Genomic DNA, 20380 nt, shown 5'->3' on the forward strand with positions numbered 1-20380 from the left:
ACGGACAACCGCATCTAGCGGACAGCCATTAAGGAGATCGCATTCAATGCTGCTACGACAATTGTACTGCCGCCCTTGCGTCCAATATTCGTAATGAACGGAATATCCAGCTTGCGCAGCTCGTCCTTGGATTCTGCCGCCGATACGAAGCCTACGGGCATGCCAATCACCAGTCCGGGCTTGGCCGCTCCTTCTTTCACCAGACGAATCAGCTCCAGCAACGCTGTCGGCGCATTACCAATCGCATAGATGCCACCTTCGCCCGCCTGAATCGCTTTGCGCATCGAAATAATGGCGCGTGTCGTATTCAGCCTTTTCGCTTCTTCCATGACGTCAGGGTCAGATATGTACACATGCACATCCCCACCAAATTGACGGATACGATCCTTGCTCAGCCCCGCTTGAATCATCTGCACATCCGCCACTACCTGCTGTCCTGCGCGAATAGCTGCAATCCCGGCTTCAATCGCCTTTGGATGAAACACCATGCTGCGGCCCAGCTCAAAATCAGCAGATGCATGAATGACACGCTGTACAACGGGATATTGTTCTGCTGTAAAAGGATGCTCTCCCAGTTCTTCTGTGATCATCTCGAAGCTTTTGCCTTCAATCTCCTGCGGCTGTACCGTTAGCGGTTTAAATTCTGTTTTGAAATCCATGGTAGACCACTCCCTTATGGAAAATTAGAAAATAGTTTAGGAAAATGACAATTCATTGCTACTAAATCATGGATACCTCTAAAAAACACCTGTTTTAAGATGACTATATTTTAAATACATGCCAGAAGTCGTTCCTGATGAACTGGACTCGCAGGGGTAAGGCTCAACTCAAATTGAAGTTTTCTCTTTTGCTGTACGCAGTGCGTTGATGACTCCGTCGAATTGATCAAATACTGTGCCAAATTCCACTTCCGGCCTGGAAATCAAAAGTACGTGAATCCCCAGCTCCAATGCAGATTGAACCTTTTCATCCACTGCTCCCGTGCTTCCGCTTTCCTTGGTGACCATCACGGTCGTGCCATAGTGCTTGTACAATGCTTCGTTCATCTCGCGGGAAAAGGGTCCCTGCATGGCAATAATATTTTTTTGCTCCATGCCCAGTTCGCCGCATTTCTCCATATTGTCCAGGCGCGGCAGCATGCGTATAACCAGACGAATCTCCGGATCTCCGAGTAAATGCTTGGTGAACGTGCCGAGCGTCTTACTGCCTGTCGTAAGCATTACAGAACCTTTGAGTTGCTTCGCTTGTAATGCGGCCTCTTCATAGGAAGACACGATGTGGAGCAACGGATGATTGTCATATACAAGTCCTGTCCGCTCATAGCGAATATAAGGAACCCCGGACTCGCGAGCGGCTGTCATCGCATTCGCATGTGCTTCTTCTGCAAAAGGATGACTGGCATCAACAACCGCCTGTATTCCAAGCTCCCGAATCATTGCAGCCATTTCATCGGCTGTCATTCGGCCTGTACGTACGTCTAGTCCCGCTTCAGACAAGCTGGCTGCCGCGCTTTCGGTTACGACTGAGGTCAATACGTTGAAGCCATTGTCACGGATTTGCAGCGCCAATTCCCGAGCATCGCTCGTTCCGCATAGCATGAATATCATGAGCCCTTCACCTGCCCGCTTCCATTCACTACAGATGGCGTATGTGAATGCTCGTGATGGTGAGCATGGTCATCATGGCTGTGAGCATGGACATGCTCATGAGTGTGATCGTGGCTGTGTGTATGGTGATCATGATGGTCGTGCTCATGTGCATGATGGTGGTGATGTTCATGTTCATGATGATGATTGTGGTCATGATCGTGGTGATGATGGTGGTGCTCCTGCGCCTCCAGACGGAACTGGCAGTTATCACAATTGGCCGTAACCTTGCCGAACAAGCCTTCCTTAGCTCGCTCCAGCACCAGTTCAATCAATTGGGGATGGAAACCAAAATATCCGCCCATCTCCACTTGTAATGCAGGGTGAGCCTCGGCAAATTCCTGGGTCATTTCTCCGATGCGTTTAATCAGCACACCCGTGAACAGAAAATAGGGAAGCACGATAATCTTTTTGGCCCCCAATCGTACACAACGCTCCAATCCATCGGGAAAGGAAGGCTGCGTCACACCGATAAAGCTGCTCTCTACCCATGTATAAGAAAGCTTCTCCCACAGCATACGGGTGATTTTGAAAAAGTCACTGTTCGCATCTGGATCGCTACTTCCGCGTCCTAATACAAGTACCGCCGTTTCCTCGTCAGATACCTCGACAGATGCCTCGACAGCGCTAATCATCCCCGCTGGAACTGCAACCGGCCGGGCCTCTTTCAAGCGGCTTTGCAGAATGCTGACGATTTTCTCGTGAACACCAATCGGACGTCCGTATACAAATTCCACCTGCGGATATTTCGCCTTTGCCCGGTCAATAGCCATCGGAATATCAATTTTGGCATGTACCGCTGCGAACAAGATAATCGGAATAAGAACGACACGTGTCGCCCCTTTCTCCACACAAGTTTGCATCCCATCAGCAATGCTGGGACGTGCCAGCTCCAAGAAACAGGTTTCCACGCACATATCCGGTACCCGATCTGCCACTGCCTGTGCAAATTCCAGCAGTTCCTGGTTCCCCTCCGGGTCCCGACTTCCATGTCCAACCAACAATATTGCATCCACTGCTGTTGTTTCCTCCTCTTTAATAGGGATAGCCTGCATGACGCCCTATTTTATATATATGCTTGTATCCCGTTCATCAGGCCTTCAGTCCATTAATCACCACAAACCGCATTCACTTCTACCGTTACTGGTGCATCTTCATGCCGGAACCCTGCAACGACACCTACACGCTTGAAAAATTTATGAAAGCGCTCATTCGGATGCCCTTTTTCCTTATATTCAGCGATGACGTTCTCCACGATGTCCGTAATTTGATCACCCGGAATTCCTTCCGCTACAGGCTGAGCGGCATGAGCATTGCGGCCGAATTTTTTGCCACCGAGGAAGAGATCGTACCCACCCTTGCGATAGACGATTCCGATATCCTCTAGTACGGCTCCATAGCAGGCCATACCGCATCCGTTCAAAGCAATGCTCGTTTCCTTGGGTGCCTGTAATCCACCAAGTACAACCTGTAAATGCTCAGCCACAGGCACAGCGTCATCCTTCTCCATATTGCAGAAGTCGCACGCCTTTACCTTAAACACATCGCCAATCGGCATGACAATGAATCGTTCATCCCGCAGCCGCCCGACCAGTTCCTCGGGGTCTGCACACGGCACGCGCAGCACGATCTGATGATCCGGCGTATATTCCAGCTCGCCATCATCACCCGCTACCTCGGCGAGCAGCGCCATCTGGCGAGCGGTGAACTTCTTGTTTCCCACACCCGGGGAAACGCCCACCTCAAATAGCGCAGGCTTGCCAAAGCCGCCTGTCTCCATCCCGGCCGTGGCCCCTGCTCCGGCCACTGCTGACGTTCCGGCGGTGCTCTCGGCGGTAGGCGCTTGCCCGCTCCAGCGAGCGTTGGCTTCGCCAGGCAGCTTGCCGCCGACAGCGAGGCGGCTTAGCGCCTCTGCGGCCAACGATGCCGGGGCTGCGCCGGTTTGCACAGCAGTCGTTGCCTGCACGGCAGCCATCGCTTGCGGGCGTGCCTGCATGGCAACCGCAGCGCCGCTCGCGGAGGGTCCAGCGGGCGTAGTCGGGGCTGCGCCTGCCCGCGGTGTATCCTCTTGCGCGCCCAGCGACCACGGCTCCGCTTCCGTGCGGAGCCGCTGATGCGGCTTGAGCGCCTGCTCGGTCGCATCCAGCGTGTATTTGCGCTGATATCCGCGCGGAGTCACGATCAAGCCGTCATACACCGTCGTCGAGGAATTGCCGATGATTACAGTCGTCAGCATCCCGATATCATGGTTCAGCATATCTTCCAGCGTCGTTACAATAACTTGCTGACGTTCACGATAAGCACTTTTCACCAACCCGACCGGAGTCTGCGGATCGCGGTAACGCAGCAAAATGGACTGCGTCTCCACAATCTGGCGGGTACGCCGACCACTGCGCGGGTTGTATAATGCAATCACAAAATCGGCCGAAGCCGCAGCTTCTACACGCTTCACAATCGTTTCCCATGGGGTCAGATGATCACTCAGACTGATCGTGCACGCATCATGCATAACTGGCGCCCCCAACAGTGAAGCACAGGACTGAATAGCCGAGATCCCCGGCACGACTTCTACCTCAACCCCGTCCTCGCGTCGCCAGCCTTTTTGCATCAGCACTTCGTACACCAGCCCTGCCATGCCATAGACTCCTGCATCTCCACTGGAAATGACGGCTACCTTCTTGCCCATCTCTGCTTGGCGAACCGCCTCCTGCGCACGGCTCACTTCCTCTGTCATCCCTGTACGTACAATCTCCTGTCCGTTCAACAACGGACGGATCAAATCAACGTAGGTGTTGTAGCCGATAATGACCTCACTTTCGGCCAGCGCATCCAGCGCCCGTTTTGTGATATGTTCCATATCTCCTGGTCCAAATCCAATCACCAGCAATTTTCCTAATGGGCTCATCGTGCTCCTCCTATTCATCCTTTTCAGGGCAGCTATGCTATCTATTCCAATGATTTTTGGACATCCTGTAACTCAAAAAAGCCCCATCCTACCCGGATGGGGTTTCTATGTACGTATCTCTCATCAGACGAACAAACAGCGTAAGAAGACACGATTTGTCTTCCTCCAGCCTGCCGTTGTTTTCCATCTGTCTGTTTACGCTTCAAACGCTGCTGCACGTTCATATCCACGCAAACCTCTAGCCAACATGGAAAAAGCAACGTGTGCCTGATTTCCTGATTTCGTACACCCATCCTCTCCGCGAAGGTTAACGGTGCATACAGATCAAGGTAGGTCTCCTGGCTTGGCATCAACGGATTCTTTCGTCTTCCCCATTTTTCACGAGTGACCAATAAAAAAAAGCCTCTTCCTTACAGTGGCGGGACCGCTCGGGATTTGCACCCGATTCCCTGTTACCCTTTGCTCAACCGCAAAGGCACCTTGTCTGTCCGCTATTTGATTATGGGTCTTATCATAACCTTGCCTCAATCAGTTGTGCAAGCACGAAAAAAGCTTTATTTCAAGTTCTCTGCTTTATTTTTTAACATCTGTAGCAATTTGTCCGGGTCCGCAGAGATACTTAATAACGCTGGGTGCTCAGCCCCGGTAAACCCTTCTTGCACGCTATGACGCACCATTTCTACTAACGGGTCAAAATATCCATTCACATTCAGCAGCCCAATGGGCTTGCGATGAATACCGATTTGCGCCCAGCACAATACCTCGAACAGCTCCTCGAAGGTTCCCAAGCCACCCGGAAGGGCGATAAACGCATCGGCCATCTCGCTCATTGCCGCTTTACGCTCATGCATGCTCGCTACCTCAATAAATTCGGTAACTCCCCGATGAATGATCTCTGCATCAAATAATAGGGTGGGCATAATGCCCGTGACCTGACCATCACCCGCTAGTATTCCATTCGCCACCTCTCCCATCAGCCCCCTGCTAGAGCCACCATAGATCAGACGGATATGATGGCGAGCCATGGCTTCTCCCAGCTTGCCTGCTGCCTCAACATATACCGATGAATGTCCAGGTCTGGACCCGGCAAATACGCAAATAGAATTCATTAACGTCTCAGCTCCTGTCCTAAGTAGCATCGAAACTTATTCATTATATTAGATAAACATTTTCGCTATAACAAAAATCTTTGTCGATGCATGTCCAACAAAAAAAGATAAAGACCTCGTAGGCCCTTATCTTTATTTTACTCTGTATCCCGAAATATAAGTTCATTTTTTAGCATACTGCAATTATAATTTTGATCTCATTTCAATGACCATTCATGATCTTCAGACCACAGCCATGCACCGAATCGTTATGTTCAAAATATTTGCCCAGCTCCACCATCATCGCGCCCATGCGCTCTTCGGTTGGAAACACGACTCGATCAATCCCTTCTTCCACAATGGACTGTGCAGTCACCTTCCCTACGGATACAGCAATCACATCCTCACGGAAAGCTTCCAGTAAATCCTCGATTCGATTTTGCTCTCTGGCATATTGGGCTAAAAATCGAATTTGCGGACCACTCGTGAACGTAACGGCATCAACGTTACGCTGGATAACATCTTCCAGTAACGCCTGCAATTTTGCTTCCTCAGGTGGGATATGCTTATAAGGAAGTACCTGTCGGGTCACTGCCCCCTGCTCGTCCAGCCATTTTACCAACCGTGGGGCTGGATCGCCATGCAGTTGCAACAGCACTTCCTTCCCCTTCAGATCGTATGGGGCGAAAGCTCCTGTCAATCCGATCAAACTTCCGTCCTCGTCTCGTACTGCTGGCGTAAAGCCACGCTTTTTGAGTCCATTGACCGTCTTGTAGCCCCGCGCTGCAATGTTGGAGGATTGCAGCAACTCTATAATCTGCTCAGCCACGCCCATATCCTCTGCCATATCAAACAGAGCATCCAGTCCCATGCCTGTCGTGAAGATGTACCAGTCCGGAGGGTTCTTTACCCACGATACAACAGCGTTGCGCAGCTCGATATCATCCAGAAAAACAGTGCCCTGGGCCGGGCGCTCTACTGGCTCGCCCCCCATCTTCATAACTAGCAGCGCCATTTCTTCTGCTTTACGGGGACCGGCAAGAGCGACTCTCTTACCTGCCATGCGTTGTGCCATGCTGTTGCCTCCCTTGTAGAAGTCGTATTTCTTTCTACCAAGTATACAATTAGAGGGGCAAAAGACAAATAAGAATTACTTTTCCGCTAAATACAGTAAACTTATAAGTGGCCGTGCCCTGTTCTGCCTCCATGCTGGCTTTCTTTCTGACTACTACTATCCCGCTCTCCGCTAGATGCCTTATCATCGTCGCCTCTCCCTTTAGATTTGGGTCGGAGCAACATCCACAGCACGAAGGGCATCAATACAAAAAAAATGACCATAACCACGGTCCACTCCCGACTGAATTCATATATTTGTACAATGTTAGAGAACAGCATAAAGGAACAGACGTAACCCAACAAACCAACTGGCCAAACAATCAAATTCCCCCAGGCTGGAGCAAACATACGCTTGACAGTCAAACTGGTGACGTACAGATCAAACCCCATTTTCGTAAGCAGGGTCGGCACGGTAAGAGCGCCCACAAATAAATCGAACCGATCCAGAAAATCGGTCACTTGCAACTGACGTGCCAGTTCATACGAAGGATAAAACAGTCGTGACAAAATGGGGACACCGATAACCAGCTCTGCCAGTAACACAATCAGAACCAAAAAAACGGTTCCAGTCAGATGCCCAAGCCACGCGCTCCGTGGACTATAATTTTTTCCAAAAATCACAAAAGGCAACATCATAATGTCTGCCATATAACCAAGCATACGCCAGCTCCCTTTGACCACTCCACCTACATCTGGATGCAAGAACGGCCTCAGTACCGCAAAATCCATATTACGACCGAAAATAAGCGGCATGGTCAAGAGCGTCAGGATCATCAGCGGAACAAAAACTTCCGTCATATTCACGATAGTGCTAATTCCACCTTTAGCCATAAACACTAAAGTTAACAATATAATCAGAGAAATCACGACAATTGGGGTCAATGGCAACAGCGTAACCTGTACCAGATCCGTAATAATTCTCAAATCCCGTGCAAATATAATCAGGAAAACGATAAGGTACACCGAGAGCAGCATGCGTCCCAGTACGGGATGAGAGCTTACTATGGCCTGAAGCATATCCTGATCTGGAAAACGCCTCCTGATTCTAAGCACCACATAGATCGGCAGGCATAGCACAATGGCGGCAACCATACAAGTCCAATAAGCATGCTGGTCTGCATAATCTGCTGCCTGGGCCGGAGCATGTACAAGGGTAATACTGGCCTGCAGCAATACACCAAGCAACACGATTTGTCTGGTTTTGAACTGTTTCATGAAGGTACATCTCCTTTTGGCCCACAGGCATCCATTACACGTTACAACGTAGGGGGGAGCCACATATCAATAAAACGGGTCAGCCATGTAGCCACATAAACGGAACTTCTTGTCGATGTTCCGTAGATCCAGATACCAATACTAATTACGTACAATACACGTGAGATCCATCGGTTGACGGCAGGTGCAGCGTTGAGACTTTTGCGGTCAATCAGATACATGAAGAGAATAGACAGCACCAATGGCAGTAGAAATACCTTATTCATTCTGAATATTCTCCTTTTTGACCCCAAATGGCTTGGTGATTGCACCAATATTTTCGATGTGTACGACCGGATCTATGGTGACCTCTGCCTTGGGATACAAATGATCCCATTGGGGTTTAATCCGCTTCCATTCATCTGGGCGACTTGTAATGATAACCCGGCCCAGACCAAGCACATCCGAATGATACTTTTGCTGAATAACACGAACAGCCTCTCCCAGTTCCTTCTTGATCTGCTCGGCAACCTGCTGTTCCAGCCACTTCAGGTTTGCCTCTTTGGAAATATCGAAAGTCGTCTCATTCTCTTTTGCATTTCCGTTGCAGTTTATATGAATGGTCATCCGAATCTCATCCCCCCGAATATTGGGTTCGATATTGACCTTATTTTCGATGAGATCTACGGAAATGTAACCTTTTCCTTTGGGTGGAAGTACAAAAATTTCCGTATTCTTGGCCTGATTCATACCCAGTAGCAAAAACCGGCTTAAATGATTATCTATTATGCCAGTCACCCTGTCTTTGCGAAATACAGCCAGCCCGTCGACCTGAATATTCGTCTTCTTGTCCTTCAGACTGGCTGGACCATTCTTCACCAATGACATGACCGGCACAGCCGGATCAATACCATCCAGCAGGATCGTATTCAACAGCAGCTTAATTGAACGAGGGTTCTCCATATAGGAATAGTTGAGCTCGCGAACCATTTCTGCCGGATACTGCTCAATCGGAGCATCCGCCTGCAGTACTTCCAGCGCGGATCCCTTCGTTATGACAACGAGAGATGATAAACGGTTCTGTGGGACGCGCGCCAATACATCCATCATATTGCCTATCCCTTCCCGCGCCAGTGCCTCGCCGAACAACAGCACCCGGCGATGGGAGTAATTCAGCGTTCGTGAAACCCCTCGCTGTTCCTCGGCGCTTGCTCCCCGAAAGCTTGGACCTGTCTTGGACTCCAGATAATAGGACTTCGTCCCGCTTGTGCCTCCCCCGCCTCCTGTGTTTCCCGAAGCCCCGAGCTGTCCGGGGAGCGCAATTTGCATCGTAACCCGATATTGATCCCCTTCCTTATCCATCCCGGTGCCCATCACAAAGGCCACATCGTTCACCTCACGGCGATCCCAGCATCCCCCCAAAAGAACAGAACAGAGCAGCAGACAACTAAGCACAGCCGTTTTACGTATTTTCCCTGTATCAGAGCCTTGGGGCTTCATCACCATCCCTCCTCGGTTGTCGACGTCCCATTCATCTTTTCTTTTTCCCGTTTGTTGTTGTCTTTTCTGATCCATGAAGGACGTTTAATCATTTTCCACCAAGGTGCACGAACAATGATATCCTTTTGATCCGTATGGTTGTATGGGCTGTATCCACTCATGTAAGGCACGCCAAACGACGTTAGCTTGGTTAAATGTGTGGCGACCAGCGTTGTGGCAATAATGATCCCAAACAGTCCAAACATCCCCGCCATCAGCATGATCGGAAACCGCAGCAAACGAACTGTAATAGCAAAGTTAAAGCGTGGAATGGTAAACGAAGCAATACCTGTGAGCGACACCACAATGACTATGGGTGCCGATACAATCCCTGCCTGTACTGCGGCCTGCCCAATAACGAGTGCGCCAAGGATACTGACGGCCTGACCGACCGTTTTGGGGAGACGAATCCCTGCTTCACGTAATGCCTCAAAAGAAATTTCCATCATTAACGCTTCCACCAGTGCTGGAAAAGGGATGGATTCACGAGCCGCTGCAATACTCAATATGAGTGTCGTCGGCAGCATATCATGATGATAGGTCGTAACCGCTACATATAATGCGGGCAGAAAGAGAGCCATGATGAGAAAAAGAAAACGAATCCAGCGCACCATATTACTGATGAAAAAACGTTCGTAATAGTCCTCGCTTGCTTGCATCATCTGCCACATGGTGACCGGCCCAATCAGGGCAAAAGGCGTTCCGTCTACAAAAATAGCAAAACGTCCTTCCAGTAATTGTGCGGTGACGGTATCCGGGCGTTCAGTATATTCCATTTGCGGAAACGGAGAAAACGGATGATCCTCAATCAGTTCCTCAATATATCCAGTCTCCAGAACACCATCAATTTCAATATCGCTGAGCCTTTTTTTTACATCCTCTACCAGTTTGGGATCTATGATCCCTTCAATATAGGTAAGGACGACGCTCGTTTGAGTTTCTGTTCCGATGGTCATGCTGTACATCTTGAGCTTGGAGGTCTTCAACTTGAAACGCAACAGTGCCGTATTGACGCGAAGGGTCTCAGTGAAGCCCTCACGCGGCCCGCGAATAACCGCTTCCGTCTGGGGTTCCTCTACGCCACGGCGGACACCACCCTTGGCGCTAAAAATATAAGCACGAGGCGTACCATCTACGAACAAGGCGGCATTGCCGTCCAGTATCGCTGCCGCTACCATCTTCCATTCGTCCATCGTTTTGGTCTGGGACATCGAGATGCGAGTTTCATCCAGCGGCTCCAATTTGCCGTTCACTTCAGGGTCCTTGAGCATCATGCCCAGAATGACAGGTCGCAGGATATGATCCTGCAAATCCTCTGATTTTACCGTACCTTCAAAATAAGCCAACAACCCTTTGCGTTCAGGAGAAATCATGAGCTCTCGGTAGACGATATCAGAGCAATCCTTGAAAATGTCACGCAAAGCAATCAAATTGTCTTCCACATTGCTACGCAGCGGGTGTTCCAGCCACGAAGACTCAGGCAGTCCTTTGGGCACATTGGAATTTCGTGTCTTGCGGTCTGCGGCTGGAATCGCTCTCCGGCTCCACGGTAGCTTCGGCAACTTGGGAAAGCGCCCTTTCTTCATCGTTATTCCCCCTTTACGAATGAGCCGAACAGATAATATGACCTATAGGATGTACCAGCCTGCAAAGGATTATGTATCCAATGAACTCAACATGTTGAACGGATAACAAAAAGACCCTGCAATGATGCAGGGCCTTCGAAAAATCCATTATATATCTGAAGATTTATGATAAAGGAATGATTAATCTCCCCAATACTCCTCGGGATGGTATTCAATCTCAGAACCAGCTTTGAACCTAAGCTCATCTGTCTGATCATGATATTCCACGCTTTCCGGAGTGACGTAATACCAATGCTTCACCACGGCTCCATCATCTACCGGCGATACAAAACGAAATACGTTCAACTCCCCGCTATAACGCACAATCGCCTCTGCCGTCTCACGCGGCAGCCCTTGAAGCGTGAAGCGAAACACGCCGTCCACCGATTCCAAATGACAATCGAAAACCTGCTTGCGGCTGTCGGCAAAGCTACGTCCCGTGACGGCATGCTTGATCAGCCATGTTTCCTGCTGCGCCATATGCGCACCTCCTTTTAGGGCAAATCAATCAACATATAAAAAGCAGACTCCTCTGCTTCCAGTGCTAGCTTCGGCTCCTGCTCAATACGAGCTGAATCGCGCCCTTGCAGAATATGTTCACCGTTCACACGCAGTGAGCCTTCAATGACGAACAGGAACACGCGCCGCCCCTCGGCCTGTGTGAATTCTACTTGCTCTCCAGGCTGAAGCTTGCTTAAATAAATCGTTAGATCCTGGTTAATTGCAGCAATTTCACCCTCTGTGCCTGGTACACGCTTTCCGGCAACGACAGGCAGAAGCTGACCGTGCAGACGCTCAGGATTGAACGCTGTCGCCTCATATGACGGTTCCAGTCCTCTCATTTGCGGGCTAAACCACAATTGCAGCAGACTGACATCCTCCGTTTGTGATGCGTTGTGCTCCGTATGAATGATGCCGTGGCCCGCTGACATTCGCTGAATGCCTCCAAAACGGGTCACTGCTACATGTCCACGGTTGTCTTCATGACGCAGTTCCCCATACAGCACAATCGAAACAATCTCCATATCACTGTGCGGATGCGCCCCAAAGCCCCGTCCCGGTGTGATGACATCGTCATTACAGACACGCATAGGACCAAACGCTGTATTGTTCTCATCCTGATACTCCGCGAATGAAAAGCTGTGACTCCCCCGCAGCCAGCCCTTATCGAAGCTGAATCGGGAAGCCGCCGGATATATTGTAAACATAATAGCCCTCCTTCAGGAAGAAAAATGAGATCAAATCCCTCTCATTGTACCCGAGCCCAATCGATAAAGCTATGCCTCTGTCTGAGTGATAATCTCATCTATAAAAGACTGCAAGGTACTGGTAACAAAGGCTTCCTTACGTCGGATAAACACCGTTGTTACTTCATTGTACGGCTCAGGCATTGCATGACCGCACACATGGCCTTGAGCCACTAGCCCGCTGATCGAAGATTCGGGAAATACGGTCATTCCTATACCAGCCGCCACACTGCCGATAATCGTCTCAAATGTCCCAAACTCCATAATCTGTTTGGGAATAATTCCTTCCATTTTGAGCCAGGTTTCCAGCCGTCCCCGGTAGCCGCAGCCTTTTTTATATAAGAGAAGCGGACGGGTCGTGAGATCCTCAACGGAAAAATCGTCTCCTTGGGATACAAGGACCAGCTTTTCCTGAAATACATCAAACTGTTCAATGAGCGGATGCTTGACCGGCCCGGTCACAAAAGCTCCATCCAGCCGTATTTCTGCAACCTCCTGCACCAGAGACTCCGTAACCCCAGCCTTGAGAGACAACTCGACATCCGGGTACTTGCTATAGTAAGCATGTAAAATGGCCGGGAGGGCAATGACAGTCTCTACGATGCCAATCTCCAGCACCCCCGAAGGTGCAGAGGTATTCTGAAACGCATGTTTCATTTCCTCAAATTGCGATAAAATGCTTTTCGTATATTGCAGCAGACGCTTGCCCTCGGCATTGAGGATCATCCCCCGCTTATGTCTATTAAATAAAGGCGTTTGCAATTCCTTTTCGAGCAGCTTGATTCTGGCCGTTACATTGGACTGGACATAGCTAAGCTCGGCTGCAGCCTTGCTGACACTGCCATGCGCAGCCACCGTCTGGAAAATGTTTAAATCGTTCAGATCCACTACTGCTCCTCCTTATTGTGAAGGGCAAGGGGCCACCAAAATTGACGCGCCTTGTCACTTATTATCATTTTAAATGATCATAATGTTTATTTTCAATCATTTTACCAACAGCTTCCCATCCTTTATGATGTTGTCCATAAGATATGTCCGCTGAGACCGGCAAGGAGGAGCTTTTGCACACCATGAACAGACAAATCATGACCGGATCTTTATTATGCCTAATCGCCAGTATGTCCTGGGGGGCGATGTTTCCGGTTTCGCACATTGCATTACAACACATCAATCCACTGTACTTTTCATTTTTGCGCTATTTATCGGTTACACTCATTTTAGTCGTACTATTGTGGCTCAAAGAGGGACGGACTGCATTTCGCTTTGAGGGCAAGGGCAAGACGTTGTTATTCTTCGGGACCATGGGATTCACCATTTATAATATGGCCGTTTTCCAGGGACAGCACGCGATGGGGGCAGCAGGCACTCTGGTAGCCTCTATAATGGAAGTGCTAATGCCGATGATTTCTATTGCGATGGTGTGGGTCATGACCCGTAAAATGCCTCCGAGATATACACTAATCAGCATGGTGATTGCGCTGGCCGGGGCTTTACTGGTGATCACGAACGGAAAATGGACCTTTTTCACACTTGCCGGACAACATTTACTGCCGCTGCTGCTTATTTTCGTAGGCGTCGTCGGATGGGTCGTATATTCCATGGGAGGCAGCCATTTTGCAGGATGGTCTACTCTTCGGTATTCAACCCTAACCTGCCTGCTCGGAACTCTCGTCTCCTTCGTAGTCGTCACATTTGCCTCTGCTTTCAACTGGATTGTGGTGCCGGACTGGCAGGCTGTGTGGTCAGTTAAATACGAAATGAGCTTTATGATCCTGCTTCCAGGGTTAGCGGCCCTGCTTAGCTGGAATGCCGGAATACGAAAGCTATCTCCACTGAACGGAATTCTATTTATTAACTTTGTACCGATTACCACGCTGGTACTCATGTACTTCCAAGGTTATGTCATTAGCCGTTTTGAACTATATGGGACAGTGTTAGTCATTTTCGCACTGATTCTGAACAATATGTTTCAGAGAAGTTCGCTGCGTCCTTCCGACTCACGGGATGTCCGTTTCCGTCTGGACCGCCGCAAGTCCTTCCAACGTTAACTTCTAACTCTGCAAACCAAAAATTATGCTAAAAGCATTAAAAAAGCGCCGGGATACAGAGTACAATCTCCTGGATCCCGGCGCTTTTTATTATTTTTATGACTTTCCTTCAACCTGGAAACGTCCAACCAGTTCGCGCAATTCCTCTGCCATTTGGCTCAGATCCGCTGTAGATGAAGCAATTTCCTCGATAGAAGCGAGCTGTTGCTCAGCTGCCGCTGAGATCGACTCGGTGTTGCTCGCTGCCTCGTCCGAAATGTGGGCAATATCGCTCATAATATCTACGACACCTACAGTCCCCCGTGCCATTTCCTGAGTCACTCCGGTAATGTCATTGATATGCCCCATAGCTCGTTCCACGGCCTCGCTGATTTCCGCAAAGGATTGTTCAGACGTGGTTACCGAATCAATGCCTTCTGTCACCCGTGTCCGCGCTCGATGCATAGCGCCCAGAGCATGATTCATATCCACCTGCATCGCTTCAATGCGCTCCGAGATCAAGGTAGCCGACTTCGCTGATTCCTCAGCCAGCTTACGCACCTCCGTAGCAACCACGGCAAATCCTTTGCCATGATCTCCGGCACGTGCGGCCTCAATGGACGCATTCAGTGCCAACAGATTGGTCTGTTTGGCGATACCCGATATAACGCTGATAATATTCACGATTTCACTGGAGCGCTCATTGAGGGAGTCCATGGCCTGTCCGAGATCGTTAACGGTCTCATCGATGTCATGCATCTTCTGTACAGCCTGCGTAGCAGCCTTGCTGCCCTCCTGAGCTGACTCGGCGTTCATCTTCACATGTTCAGATACGCCCAGCATACGCTCGGATACGTTCGCTGCTTGCTGAGCAAGCTCCTCCATATTTACAGAGCCGTGCTTGACGCTCTGCACTTGACGTTCGCTGCCCACAGCCACTTCCTGGATAGCAATGGTGACATGCTCAATCGCTTGGGTTGTCTGATCTGCACCCGCAGCCAGTTCCTCCGCTGAAGAACTTACCCGATCTGTCGTTTCGTGAACGCTTCGGATCATCGTGCGCAAACTGTCGACCATGGTTTGGAAGTGAGATGACAATTCGCCTACCTCATCCGTTTTTCCGGTTTCCAAATCGCCCGTCAAATCTCCTTCACTGATTCGTTCTGCTGATTTTTGCAGCTTACGAATTGGTACCAGAACAGAACGGGTGATCAGGAAAATCGCGAGTAGCGCAATCACCAATGAGCCAGCCAGCACAAAAATGGTTACATAACGCATGGCAGCCGTGGCATCGCTAATCTCGGATTGATAGAAGGTACCTGCAATTTTCCAACCAGTATCCGTATTCGTTACATAGGTCAAATATTTTTCGTGACCTTCATGCATATATTTAAAGTTCCCGCTCGGCGCAGTATACAACGTATCAAGCACTTTCTCCTGTGGAGATGAGCCCGGTTTAGCCGTAGGATGGACTACAAATTTCTTCGTATGATCCAAAATAATGATATACCCCTCCTGGCCCACTTTGATGGAGGCCAGTTTACGTACACTTTCCAGATTTAGAGAAATCCCGATAACCCCGGACTTGTCGGAAAGTGTTTGAGACACTACGACAACAGGAATACCTGATGAATTGATGATAACAGGCGTAATTGCAACCTTACCGGGCTGCTTCATCGCTTCTATGTACCATGGTCGTGTACGAGGGTCAAATGTCCCCTCATCGTCCTTGGGCACCCCCCGGATCATCAAGCCCTCTGGTGTACCGACGAAAACATCCATCGCATCTTCGTGCAAACCCTTGTATTGGATCAGCTTGGGCTGAATCAAGGGGCTATTTCGACCATCAATCATCGAACTGTCAAGTCGTTCTGCCAAATATCCCACATCTTCGATTTTACTGGCGATTGCATATTCAATAATCGAGTTAGCCGTCGCTACCCCCTGATTCGCACTGCTGTGGAGCTGTTTTTCCATAGCATTATATGATGATTTATAGGTCGCACTGGAAATACTTAAGCTCGGAATCAGCAAAACAAGCAAAAAGCCTAAACTTAGCTTGTTCCTGAGTGTCCATATAGTTTTTTTCTTTCGCGTTGTTGCCATGTTTTTTCCCCTTTGCTCATAAAACGATATATTTGAATTACATTCCGTGTTAGTTATATCGGTTGAAAGTAGCAAATGATTTACAATGAAATTTCACAAAGGAGAAAAACAAAAACCGCGTCCTATGATACTAAGGACGCGGTTTTATGAACATTTAGACCTGTACGTTACTGTTTTCAGCCTTTTTACGGCCAAATAACTGATCCACTGCCAGAAAACGTCCACCGACAAGCGCTTGCTGAAGACTGGTGAACAGAATCAGCAGATCAAATTCAATCGAGCCAAAAGGCTGTCCTTTTTTAGCCGTTAGCAATACACCGATCATAACGATGGTCAATGCCGCTCCAGCCAGTCGTGTTCCGATTCCCAGAACCAGTGCAATACCCCCAACCAGTTCAACCGTAGCGACCACAGGAGCCATCCAGCCAGGGAGTCCGATACTTTGGAAGAAGCCGGAGGTTCCGTCTAGTCCCTGAAACTTTTGTGCACCGTGAACGATAAAAATAACCCCTGTAAAAATCCGTACCAACAATAATCCAATATTCATAAGCGTTTGATTCATTTGCTCATCTCCTTTTAAATTGTATAAAAATTCTGCAATAAACTACACATTGTAGTGTATTACACATTGAGAATCGGTAGCGCAAAAAGCGCCACCTGTAGGAAACATCTTGCCAAACTTAGATTAGCGCCAGTGCAAACATAAGTGTCAGCATCACTAGCACATAGCTGGAAAACATAATCGAACGCCAAGGCATCCGAATGACAGGTTCTTGCTGAGGGTCTAAAATACGTGAGATACGATAGTTAATGGACGTTTCTGCAAACGAGGAACAAGCGGCGGAGTTTACCAGGCGAGTATTGGCAGGCGTCATACTCAGAAGCTTGAGCAATGCGCTCCCAATCCCAACTGGTGAACCCGCTTGATGAATCGCTTCGTTATCAGCCAAAATCTCACGGGCCGTCTTATAATGATGGGTAATGTGACGTAGCACCGGCAAGTAAAACAGCTGTTTAGCACATACTTGCAGCAACCAGGTCTTCAACGGATCATAATGCTTCATATGATAGGCTTCATGGTATATGACAGCTTCTTCTTCGTGTTTGTCCAGTACAGACAATAGTGCAGAGGACAATACAATACGTGGCTTCCATAATCCCATGGTGAAGGCGGCTGGCTTGGCATAATCAATGACCCATATCCGATCGGTCCCGAGTTCACGATATCGTTCACCCAGTGCTTCGGTCAGCGGCAGGTCACGCATTCGGTGCAGTCTGCGAAAAGCTGCCCTGGTAGCCATACACTGTCTGACTGCTTCTCCTCCGGCGATAGCGAAGGTAACGAAAACCAGCCCGCTGAGCGCATCCACCATGTAGCCGATTCCGTAATGCTGCAACAAACTTCTGCAAATTTGAAACACGTTATAATTCAATTTCCAGCCGAAAACATGCTGCCCGGCGTACATACCCATCTGTATAAGGGCGAAACCCGAAATCAAGGCGCCTGCTGTAAACAGTAATTTAGAACGTGTTTTCCACATCGCTACATATCCTTTTTCCATTGTTTAATTTTTTGTTCCAGACGTTCGATCAACTTCGGATCGGCCACCTCCAGAGCATCAATCATATGATTGACAGCAAGCGGACCAAATTCGTCCACCAATTCGTGACTCAGTCCCTTGGATTGCTCATCCATGAACTCTTCCCTGCTTAAAACTGGACGATATAAAGACGTTCTCCCACGTATACTCTTACTCAGTATTCCCTTTTCCACTAAACGGTTCATCACGGTCATTACCGTATTGAAGTTAAAGTCCCGATCCCCCTCCAACGCGGTCTGCACTTCTTTGATACTCCGATCCGAAGTGGACCATAAAATATCCATAATTTTGGCTTCCAGAGGTCCGAAAAATCGGTTAAGCCCGGTTTCGCCAGCTTTAAAATTCAGTCGTTTCATAAGAAGCACCTCACACTACCGATTGTAGTGTATATCTCCTGACAAAGTCAACCGTCACACCTAATGTCAGTTTCTTCATGGAATCATATACAAACCGCCGAATGTCTCCATCCGGCGGAAATTCATCGGTATTCATAACTTTCAGCTCAATCTGCCAATCTGTATCCTACACCTCTTACGGTTGCAATATATTCAGGTTCTGCAGGCCGATCATCCAGCTTCTTGCGCAAACTTTTGACATGCACATCTACAACGTTGCTGCCGCCTACAAAATCTGTCTCCCAGATATCGTGCATCATTTGCTCGCGGGAGATCACTTTGCCTTGAGCATCAATCAGCTTCAGCAGCAAATCGTATTCTGTTTTAGTCAGATTCAATTGACTCTCTTCTTTATATACCAGCATTTTATCCCGGTCAATCCAGATGTCCTTGAATACCGTACGACGGCTGGCTTGCGCTGCCTGACGGGAAGTGGCAGGATGGCGTACGATCATCCGTTCAATGTCATGCACCATATGATTGGAAGCCAGCGGCCACACCAGTACCTCTTCTGAAGGGAGTAGCTCATTCGCATGTACAGACACCCGATCCTGAACCACATACATAACCGGTGTGTCTTTCATGTGTTCTACCTCAAGACGATTGCGGATATCCAGTAATTCACTCTGTGGTTCGGTGGCGGTCAAATCGTAAATCAACAGATCGCTTCCCAGATGACGCTGCACTTCAGGCTCCCAGCGATGGAAAACCATCACATCAAAACACGCATCTGACAGCGTACGCACCAACCCATGAACTACACCCGGTACCGAACTGATCAGAATGATACGACGTGTAGTTGGACAATACAAAGGCTCATTGGAAGGAACGGTCTGCACCGTAGGTGTAGAGGGAGCAGCTAACACCGATGTCCAACTGCCCTTCACCCGTCTAGGCATGTCAGCCATTTTGAAACGATTTGTTATCTGATTCGCTTGCTTTGACATTCCTTACACACTCCTCCGAATACGACATGGGCATGGGCAATATTATACCCCGTTTCATGCGCAACCGTGTCAATCCAATCATGTGGGACTTCACTCATCACTTCATCTACTCGGCCGCATACCTGACAAATAATATGCTGATGATCGTCCATCCGTCCGTCATAGCGACTCGCAGCTTCCCCCAGCTTCAATTCACGGATTAATTCCTTATCCGTCAAATAACGCAGTGAATTATATACCGTTCCATAGGCCAGATTATATCCGCGCTCCATCAACCGATTCATAACATCGGCCGCAGTAGGATGATCGTGAGCTTCACGAACCACATCATATACCGCTTGGCGCTGCGAAGTTAAATTTAAAGTTCTCATACCGCATCTCCCTTAACCAACGCAGATTATATTAATTACAAACTTACAATCATATTAAAGATCAATTTAGAATAAGTATAAATCTTAATTTATTTCAAGTCAATGGTATCGGATAAATTGAACGGCTTTGCAACACAATGTATACAGGGTACATGCTTAGCTTATTTATAATCGGAGGGATATTTTATGAAGATAGTGTGGATATTCACGCTCTTTATGCTGCTAATGCTCGGAACAAGTATATCGATAAAATGGCTTTTCGGTGTTCATCATCCTTGGGAGCCTATTTCATTGGCTTTTCGCACTATGCGACCATCAGAATATATCGTTCTGGCAGGAATGCTTATAGTGTTCTTTATAAATGTGGGCAAAAAGCAAATAGGAAACGCATTTCGCTTCCTTTTCTCACAATGGTCACGTTTCCTCAAAGTTTCTACTTCCTCCTCTGCCTCTCCCCAAGAGAGTCATCAGAAAGAACAAACAAGGAAAAACGTAAACAAATAATGGATGAATATAGATGAGGGACAGTCATCCAAATTCAAAGTGGCAATCCATGTATTCCGTTCATATTCA

General features: G+C 48.6%; 23 protein-coding genes and 1 riboswitch. Of the genes, 2 read left to right on the top strand and 21 right to left on the bottom strand.

The window, feature by feature from the left end; all coding sequences use genetic code 11:
• Positions 1 to 14: 14 nt before the first annotated feature.
• The 14 genes from MKY35_RS24395 to MKY35_RS24460 all read right to left on the bottom strand — a co-directional run bounded on the left by MKY35_RS24395 (position 15) and on the right by MKY35_RS24460 (position 13248).
• Positions 15 to 659 (bottom strand): precorrin-8X methylmutase, encoded by a 645-nt coding sequence (locus tag MKY35_RS24395; protein ID WP_039271658.1) that lies wholly within the window; start codon positions 657 to 659, stop codon positions 15 to 17.
• A gap of 168 nt (positions 660 to 827) precedes the next feature.
• A complete protein-coding gene (cobK, locus tag MKY35_RS24400; protein ID WP_342445037.1) occupies positions 828 to 1607 on the bottom strand; it encodes a precorrin-6A reductase in 780 nt (259 codons plus the stop codon).
• Positions 1604 to 2662 (bottom strand): sirohydrochlorin chelatase, encoded by a 1059-nt coding sequence (locus MKY35_RS24405; RefSeq protein WP_342446702.1) that lies wholly within the window; start codon positions 2660 to 2662, stop codon positions 1604 to 1606. Before MKY35_RS24405 ends, cobK begins: the two co-directional genes overlap by 4 nt.
• A gap of 92 nt (positions 2663 to 2754) precedes the next feature.
• Complete coding sequence (cobJ, locus tag MKY35_RS24410; protein WP_342445038.1) at positions 2755 to 4551, bottom strand: precorrin-3B C(17)-methyltransferase; 1797 nt, start codon at positions 4549 to 4551, stop codon at positions 2755 to 2757.
• Positions 4552 to 4592: 41 nt separating this feature from the next.
• Positions 4593 to 4811 (bottom strand): hypothetical protein, encoded by a 219-nt coding sequence (locus tag MKY35_RS24415; protein WP_342445039.1) that lies wholly within the window; start codon positions 4809 to 4811, stop codon positions 4593 to 4595.
• A 50-nt stretch (positions 4812 to 4861) separates the two neighbouring features.
• A riboswitch (cobalamin riboswitch) is annotated at positions 4862 to 5049 on the bottom strand.
• A 56-nt stretch (positions 5050 to 5105) separates the two neighbouring features.
• Positions 5106 to 5660 carry a TIGR00730 family Rossman fold protein gene (locus MKY35_RS24420; RefSeq protein ID WP_342445040.1) on the bottom strand — a complete coding sequence of 185 codons (555 nt, stop codon included), beginning with the start codon at positions 5658 to 5660 and terminating at the stop codon, positions 5106 to 5108.
• Positions 5661 to 5862: 202 nt separating this feature from the next.
• Complete coding sequence (locus tag MKY35_RS24425; protein ID WP_342445041.1) at positions 5863 to 6714, bottom strand: uroporphyrinogen-III synthase; 852 nt, start codon at positions 6712 to 6714, stop codon at positions 5863 to 5865.
• 101 nt (positions 6715 to 6815) lie between these two features.
• The gene (locus MKY35_RS24430) at positions 6816 to 7970 is read right to left on the bottom strand and encodes an endospore germination permease (RefSeq protein WP_342445042.1); all 1155 of its coding nucleotides are present in this window, start codon (positions 7968 to 7970) and stop codon (positions 6816 to 6818) included.
• A 41-nt stretch (positions 7971 to 8011) separates the two neighbouring features.
• Positions 8012 to 8236, bottom strand: coding sequence for a hypothetical protein (locus MKY35_RS24435; protein ID WP_307351244.1), 225 nt, complete (start codon positions 8234 to 8236; stop codon positions 8012 to 8014).
• Complete coding sequence (locus MKY35_RS24440; RefSeq protein ID WP_342445043.1) at positions 8229 to 9449, bottom strand: Ger(x)C family spore germination protein; 1221 nt, start codon at positions 9447 to 9449, stop codon at positions 8229 to 8231. Before MKY35_RS24440 ends, MKY35_RS24435 begins: the two co-directional genes overlap by 8 nt.
• Entirely contained in the window at positions 9449 to 11074 is a 1626-nt protein-coding gene (locus MKY35_RS24445) for a spore germination protein (protein WP_342445044.1), read from the bottom strand. The genes MKY35_RS24440 and MKY35_RS24445 overlap by 1 nt, the downstream gene beginning before the upstream one ends.
• Positions 11075 to 11254: 180 nt before the next feature.
• A complete protein-coding gene (locus tag MKY35_RS24450) occupies positions 11255 to 11593 on the bottom strand; it encodes a hypothetical protein (RefSeq protein ID WP_342445045.1) in 339 nt (112 codons plus the stop codon).
• 14 nt (positions 11594 to 11607) lie between these two features.
• The gene (locus MKY35_RS24455; protein ID WP_250240689.1) at positions 11608 to 12321 is read right to left on the bottom strand and encodes a pirin family protein; all 714 of its coding nucleotides are present in this window, start codon (positions 12319 to 12321) and stop codon (positions 11608 to 11610) included.
• 69 nt (positions 12322 to 12390) lie between these two features.
• Positions 12391 to 13248, bottom strand: coding sequence for a LysR family transcriptional regulator (locus MKY35_RS24460; protein ID WP_342445046.1), 858 nt, complete (start codon positions 13246 to 13248; stop codon positions 12391 to 12393).
• Between the two features lie 182 nt (positions 13249 to 13430).
• On the opposite strand from MKY35_RS24460, the gene MKY35_RS24465 reads away from it, so the two are divergent.
• A complete protein-coding gene (locus MKY35_RS24465; protein WP_342445047.1) occupies positions 13431 to 14408 on the top strand; it encodes a DMT family transporter in 978 nt (325 codons plus the stop codon).
• 96 nt (positions 14409 to 14504) lie between these two features.
• On the opposite strand, the gene MKY35_RS24470 is transcribed toward MKY35_RS24465, so the two are convergent.
• The 7 genes from MKY35_RS24470 to MKY35_RS24500 form a co-directional block, all read right to left on the bottom strand.
• Positions 14505 to 16493, bottom strand: a complete 1989-nt coding sequence (locus MKY35_RS24470; RefSeq protein WP_342445048.1) for a methyl-accepting chemotaxis protein — start codon at positions 16491 to 16493, stop codon at positions 14505 to 14507.
• A gap of 154 nt (positions 16494 to 16647) precedes the next feature.
• Positions 16648 to 17055, bottom strand: a complete 408-nt coding sequence (locus MKY35_RS24475) for a DoxX family protein (RefSeq protein ID WP_028540751.1) — start codon at positions 17053 to 17055, stop codon at positions 16648 to 16650.
• Between the two features lie 118 nt (positions 17056 to 17173).
• Positions 17174 to 18034, bottom strand: coding sequence for a M56 family metallopeptidase (locus MKY35_RS24480; protein WP_342446703.1), 861 nt, complete (start codon positions 18032 to 18034; stop codon positions 17174 to 17176).
• Between the two features lie 2 nt (positions 18035 to 18036).
• On the bottom strand, positions 18037 to 18450 hold the full coding sequence (locus tag MKY35_RS24485) for a BlaI/MecI/CopY family transcriptional regulator (protein WP_013312429.1): 414 nt from the start codon (positions 18448 to 18450) through the stop codon (positions 18037 to 18039).
• A gap of 10 nt (positions 18451 to 18460) precedes the next feature.
• Positions 18461 to 18586 carry a hypothetical protein gene (locus MKY35_RS24490; protein ID WP_275041150.1) on the bottom strand — a complete coding sequence of 42 codons (126 nt, stop codon included), beginning with the start codon at positions 18584 to 18586 and terminating at the stop codon, positions 18461 to 18463.
• 10 nt (positions 18587 to 18596) lie between these two features.
• Positions 18597 to 19436 (bottom strand): response regulator transcription factor, encoded by an 840-nt coding sequence (locus MKY35_RS24495; RefSeq protein ID WP_342445049.1) that lies wholly within the window; start codon positions 19434 to 19436, stop codon positions 18597 to 18599.
• On the bottom strand, positions 19412 to 19807 hold the full coding sequence (locus MKY35_RS24500) for a transcriptional repressor (RefSeq protein ID WP_023990809.1): 396 nt from the start codon (positions 19805 to 19807) through the stop codon (positions 19412 to 19414). Before MKY35_RS24500 ends, MKY35_RS24495 begins: the two co-directional genes overlap by 25 nt.
• A 186-nt stretch (positions 19808 to 19993) precedes the next feature.
• On the opposite strand from MKY35_RS24500, the gene MKY35_RS24505 reads away from it, so the two are divergent.
• Positions 19994 to 20311 (top strand): hypothetical protein, encoded by a 318-nt coding sequence (locus tag MKY35_RS24505; protein ID WP_274483051.1) that lies wholly within the window; start codon positions 19994 to 19996, stop codon positions 20309 to 20311.
• Positions 20312 to 20380 lie beyond the last annotated feature (69 nt).

The sequence above is a fragment of the Paenibacillus sp. FSL L8-0638 genome (assembly GCF_038593075.1).
In the GTDB taxonomy this organism is placed as follows: domain Bacteria; phylum Bacillota; class Bacilli; order Paenibacillales; family Paenibacillaceae; genus Paenibacillus; species Paenibacillus polymyxa_D.

What these genes read in the sequence shown, in the direction of transcription:
- MKY35_RS24490 (WP_275041150.1), bottom strand. Translation starts at nt 18,586, where the DNA reads ATGAATACCGATGAATTTCCGCCGGATGGAGACATTCGGCGGTTTGTA.
- MKY35_RS24485 (WP_013312429.1), bottom strand. Translation starts at nt 18,450, where the DNA reads ATGAAACGACTGAATTTTAAAGCTGGCGAAACCGGGCTTAACCGATTT.
- MKY35_RS24480 (WP_342446703.1), bottom strand. Translation starts at nt 18,034, where the DNA reads ATGTGGAAAACACGTTCTAAATTACTGTTTACAGCAGGCGCCTTGATT.
- MKY35_RS24495 (WP_342445049.1), bottom strand. Translation starts at nt 19,436, where the DNA reads ATGTCAAAGCAAGCGAATCAGATAACAAATCGTTTCAAAATGGCTGAC.
- cobJ (WP_342445038.1), bottom strand. Translation starts at nt 4,551, where the DNA reads ATGAGCCCATTAGGAAAATTGCTGGTGATTGGATTTGGACCAGGAGAT.
- MKY35_RS24470 (WP_342445048.1), bottom strand. Translation starts at nt 16,493, where the DNA reads ATGGCAACAACGCGAAAGAAAAAAACTATATGGACACTCAGGAACAAG.
- MKY35_RS24435 (WP_307351244.1), bottom strand. Translation starts at nt 8,236, where the DNA reads ATGAATAAGGTATTTCTACTGCCATTGGTGCTGTCTATTCTCTTCATG.
- MKY35_RS24505 (WP_274483051.1), top strand. Translation starts at nt 19,994, where the DNA reads ATGAAGATAGTGTGGATATTCACGCTCTTTATGCTGCTAATGCTCGGA.
- MKY35_RS24475 (WP_028540751.1), bottom strand. Translation starts at nt 17,055, where the DNA reads ATGAATCAAACGCTTATGAATATTGGATTATTGTTGGTACGGATTTTT.
- MKY35_RS24420 (WP_342445040.1), bottom strand. Translation starts at nt 5,660, where the DNA reads ATGAATTCTATTTGCGTATTTGCCGGGTCCAGACCTGGACATTCATCG.
- MKY35_RS24500 (WP_023990809.1), bottom strand. Translation starts at nt 19,807, where the DNA reads ATGAGAACTTTAAATTTAACTTCGCAGCGCCAAGCGGTATATGATGTG.
- MKY35_RS24425 (WP_342445041.1), bottom strand. Translation starts at nt 6,714, where the DNA reads ATGGCACAACGCATGGCAGGTAAGAGAGTCGCTCTTGCCGGTCCCCGT.
- MKY35_RS24430 (WP_342445042.1), bottom strand. Translation starts at nt 7,970, where the DNA reads ATGAAACAGTTCAAAACCAGACAAATCGTGTTGCTTGGTGTATTGCTG.
- cobK (WP_342445037.1), bottom strand. Translation starts at nt 1,607, where the DNA reads ATGATATTCATGCTATGCGGAACGAGCGATGCTCGGGAATTGGCGCTG.
- MKY35_RS24440 (WP_342445043.1), bottom strand. Translation starts at nt 9,449, where the DNA reads ATGAAGCCCCAAGGCTCTGATACAGGGAAAATACGTAAAACGGCTGTG.
- MKY35_RS24465 (WP_342445047.1), top strand. Translation starts at nt 13,431, where the DNA reads ATGAACAGACAAATCATGACCGGATCTTTATTATGCCTAATCGCCAGT.
- MKY35_RS24455 (WP_250240689.1), bottom strand. Translation starts at nt 12,321, where the DNA reads ATGTTTACAATATATCCGGCGGCTTCCCGATTCAGCTTCGATAAGGGC.
- MKY35_RS24450 (WP_342445045.1), bottom strand. Translation starts at nt 11,593, where the DNA reads ATGGCGCAGCAGGAAACATGGCTGATCAAGCATGCCGTCACGGGACGT.
- MKY35_RS24445 (WP_342445044.1), bottom strand. Translation starts at nt 11,074, where the DNA reads ATGAAGAAAGGGCGCTTTCCCAAGTTGCCGAAGCTACCGTGGAGCCGG.
- MKY35_RS24395 (WP_039271658.1), bottom strand. Translation starts at nt 659, where the DNA reads ATGGATTTCAAAACAGAATTTAAACCGCTAACGGTACAGCCGCAGGAG.